The sequence below is a fragment of the Planctomycetota bacterium genome (genome assembly GCA_035574235.1).
Lineage (GTDB): Bacteria > Planctomycetota > MHYJ01 > MHYJ01 > JACPRB01 > DATLZA01.
Genome location: DATLZA010000028.1, coordinates 1 through 3,646, shown reverse-complemented (window position 1 = coordinate 3,646; position 3,646 = coordinate 1). Strand labels below are relative to the sequence as shown.

Sequence of the window (3,646 nt, the reverse complement as noted above, 5' to 3'; positions counted from 1 at the left end):
CGCCACCCGCCTCAGCCCCACCCGGATCGCCCCTGCCTCCTCCGTGAACTCCACCCCCGAACGCTGCACGCACGGCGGCAGGATCCGCACGCCGTCCCGCCGGGCCTCCTCCACGTAGACGCGCGCGTCGTAGAGCCCCTGATTGTTGTTGAGCGCCGCCGTCCAGAAGGCCGCCGGATGACGCGCCCGCAGCCGCACCGACGCCCACGCCGCAAGGGCGTACGACGCCGCGTGCGCCCGGCAGAAGGAGAACTCGTTGAACCGCGCCATCTGGAACCAGAGCCGCCGCGCCTCCTCCGGCGGCGTCCCGTGCCGCGCCGCCCGCGCCAGAAACTCCCGCGAAAGCTCGATCCGCCCGTCCTCCGTCCGCAGCGTCTGCAGCCGGCGCCGGAAAAGATCCGCCTCCGCCGGCGTCATCCCCGTCGCGGCCGCCGCCACGAGAATCGCGTCGTCCTCGTAGAGAAGAATCCCGTACGTGTCCTCCGGAGACCCCTCCGGTGCCTCCAGCCCCCGCGCCCGCCGCACGAACCGCTCCTTCATCCCCAAGGACGCCGCGCTCGGCCGGATGAGCGCCAGCGCCTTCATCAGCCCCCGCACGTCCTGCGGTTGCAGCATCCGCAGAAGCGCCCGCATCGCCGGCGACTCCAGCTGACCGCACCCGAGCGTCCGCCCCTCCCGCAGGAGCGCCGCCGCCGCGGGATCCGCCTCCGGCCGCTCCGGATCCGGCGGCGTCCCGCCCCCCCGCGCCACGATCTCCCCCGCCTCCCGGATCGCCCCCAGCGCCCGGTTGCCCAGAAGATCGATCTTCACCAGCCCCGCCTCCTCCACCGCGTCCTTGCCGTACTGCGTGACGACCACTCCCTTCTCGGCCACCTCCAGCGGCGCCGCTCCGTCGGGATGAAGCACCACGCCCCCCGGATGAATCGAAAGATGGCGCGGCCGGCCCTCCAGCGCCCGCGCCGCCCGCTCGATCCGGCGCAGCTCCTCCCCCGAACCGCCGCCGCGCCGGAGCGCCCCGATCTGGGCGTCCGAGTACCCCAGCGCCCGCGCCGCCTCCCGGAAGGCCGATCGCTCCCCGAACGTGACCGCCGACGAAACCATCGCCACGTCCCCGTAGCGCCGGAAGACGTGCGCGATCACCTCGTCGCGGATCCTCCAGGAGAAGTCCACGTCGAGATCCGGAAACTTCGGGCGCCCCTCGTGGAGAAATCGCTCGAAGGGAAGCCCGTACGCCACGGGGTCCACGTTCGTGATCCCGAGAAGATAGGCCACCAGACTCGACGCCCCCGATCCGCGCCCCGCCACGGGGTGGCCGCGCTCGCGCGCGTAGCGGACGATGTCGTGGACCACGAGGAAGTAGTCGGCGAACCCCAGGCGCCCGATGACGCCCAGCTCGCGCTCCAGGCGCTCCACGGGCGGCCGGACGGGATAGCGCCGGGCCAGCCCCGCGCGGCACAGGTCCCGCAGGCGCTCCATCCCCCCCTGGCCGGAGGGGAAAATCCGCGGGGCGGGGAGGAATTCCCAGTCGCAGGACTCCAGAAGCTCCCGCTCCTCGGGGGTCGGCTCGGGAAGCGCCCCCGGAGCCGGCGCCGGGGGCGGCGCGTCGGGAACGCGCGCGAAAAGCGTGTTCTCCCGGATCGCCGAAAGGAGCCGGTAGAGGGGCGCCTCGCGCGGATCGGCCAGGTAGACGTGCAGCGCCCGCCCGGGCGGAAGCGCCGCCAGGCCCTCGAAGCGCTCCGGAGCGTCCGGCCGGGCCCCCGTGCGGCGCGAGATCAGGCGGCAGAGGTTAGCGTATCCGCGGCGGTCGCGCACGAGGTACGCGGTCCCGCCGATCGTGGCCCCCAGGACGGGGCGCACGCCGGCGGCGCGGGCGGCGGTCCAGAACTCCACCGCCCCCGCCAGCGAGAGGTCGTCGGCCAGAACGAGCGTCCGGAGGCCCAGTTCGGCCGCGCGGGCCACCAGGCGGGCGGGCGAGGCGGTGCCCCGGAGGAGGCTCCAGTGGCTGTGGGCGCAGAGGATCATTGCGTCAGCGACGGCGTCCGCAGGACGTAGCCGGCGGCGTCGTGGGGGAGGCGTCCGAGAAGCGCGATCGCGCGGCCGGCCACGATCGCGCCGTGTCCGTAGCGCCGGCGCACGGCGTCCACGGCGGCCTCGAGGGCGCGGCGGCGCGGGTCGCCGAAAAGCTCGAGCTGGCCGGCGTCGGGAACGAGCCGGGAGAGCGCCACGCCCAGGCGGCGCAGGGCCACGCGGCGGCGGTGCAGGCGCGCCAGAAGGGCGCGGGCGCGGGGCTGAAGCTCGGCGGCGCTCGCCGTCGGACCGGCGGACTCGGAGATTTCCTCCTCGGGGCCGTCGGCGTAGCCCAGGCGGACCGTGAGGGTGCGGGCGCGCAGGTCGGCGCGGCGGATCGCGCCGAGGGCGCGGTCGAGGAGGTAGGACAGCAGAGGCTCCAGGATCCGCGGGTCGGCGGTGGGGGCGTCCAGGCTCGTTTCGCGCGAGACGGAGCGGGGGATTTCGTCGGCGCGCAGGGGGCGGGTGTCCCGGCCGCGGGCGCGGTCGTAGAGGGCGCCGCCGGGCCGGCCCAGGAGGCGGATCAGGGTTTCGCGGGGAAGGCCGCGCAGGTCCGCCACCGTGCGCAGGTTGAGGTCGCGGAAGAGCGCCGCCGTGCGGGGTCCCACGCCGGGGAGCTCCTCGACGGGCAGGGGCGCCAGGAACGCGTCCTCCTCGTCCGGGGCCAGGACGCGCAGGCCGTCGGGCTTGACGGAGGCGGCGGCGAGCTTGGCCAGGAGCCTCGTGCGGGCCGCGCCCACGGTGACCCGCAGGCCCGTTTCGCGGAAGGCGGCCTCCTTGAGGTTGCGCGCGAGGGCGGCGGGATCGGGGAAGGCCGCCTCGGTGCCGCTGAAGTCGGCGAAGGCTTCGTCGAGGTGGGTTTCGACGGCGGGGGCCCGGCGGCGCAGGAGGGTCCAGAGGGCGTCGGCGAAGCAGCGGTAGACGTCGTGGCGGCCGGGGAGGACGGCGAGCGCGGGACAGAGGCGGCGGGCGCGGGCGAGGGGCATGCCGTTGCGGACGCCGCGGGCGCGGGCCTCGTAGGAGGCGGAGGCGACCACGCCGCTTCCGACGGCCACGGGGCGGCCGCGGAGGCGCGGATTGAGGAGCTGTTCGACGGAGGCGAAGAAGGCGTCGAGGTCCACGTGGATGAAGAGCGGGCGCATGGCGGGTTCAGGCGAGGACGCGTTCCACGTACCAGACGGGTTCGCCGGCGGGGTGGGAGAGGACGAGGGTTTCTCCGGTTTCGACGGTGACGGAGAAGAAGAGGCGGGGCGGCCGGACGGCGCGGTCGATCCAGCGGGCGTGGACGGCGCGCACGCGCAGGTCGCGGCGGCCCCAGCGCAGCTCCAGGGGGTCGACGCGTCCGGCCTCGAAGCGCGCGACGACGCGGGCGAGTTTTTCGTGCAGGTCGGCGTCCATGGCGCGGTTTTCCTCCCCGGATGAGGTATAGCATGGGATTCGGAGAAATGTTAGCAAAATGTTAGGGTACGGGCGGCGCGATTGCATCGGCCGGGCGGGGGGTGTAGGATCGAAGCGATGGATCTTTCGTGGGCGGAGCGTTGGAGGCGGCTCGGGGAGGCCAACGCGCGGGCGCGGGCGG

At 74.7% G+C, this 3,646-nt stretch carries 3 protein-coding genes; all 3 read right to left on the bottom strand.

Going from position 1 to position 3,646, the window contains the following annotated elements:
* Positions 1–2,022: PHP domain-containing protein (locus tag VNO22_02480; protein HXG60218.1), on the bottom strand; the 2,022-nt coding region annotated here is incomplete at its 3' end.
* Complete coding sequence (locus tag VNO22_02475) at positions 2,019–3,209, bottom strand: DNA polymerase IV (protein ID HXG60217.1); 1,191 nt, start codon at positions 3,207–3,209, stop codon at positions 2,019–2,021. The genes VNO22_02480 and VNO22_02475, both read right to left, overlap by 4 nt.
* Positions 3,210–3,216: 7 nt before the next feature.
* Positions 3,217–3,465 (bottom strand): hypothetical protein, encoded by a 249-nt coding sequence (locus VNO22_02470; protein HXG60216.1) that lies wholly within the window; start codon positions 3,463–3,465, stop codon positions 3,217–3,219.
* Positions 3,466–3,646 lie beyond the last annotated feature (181 nt).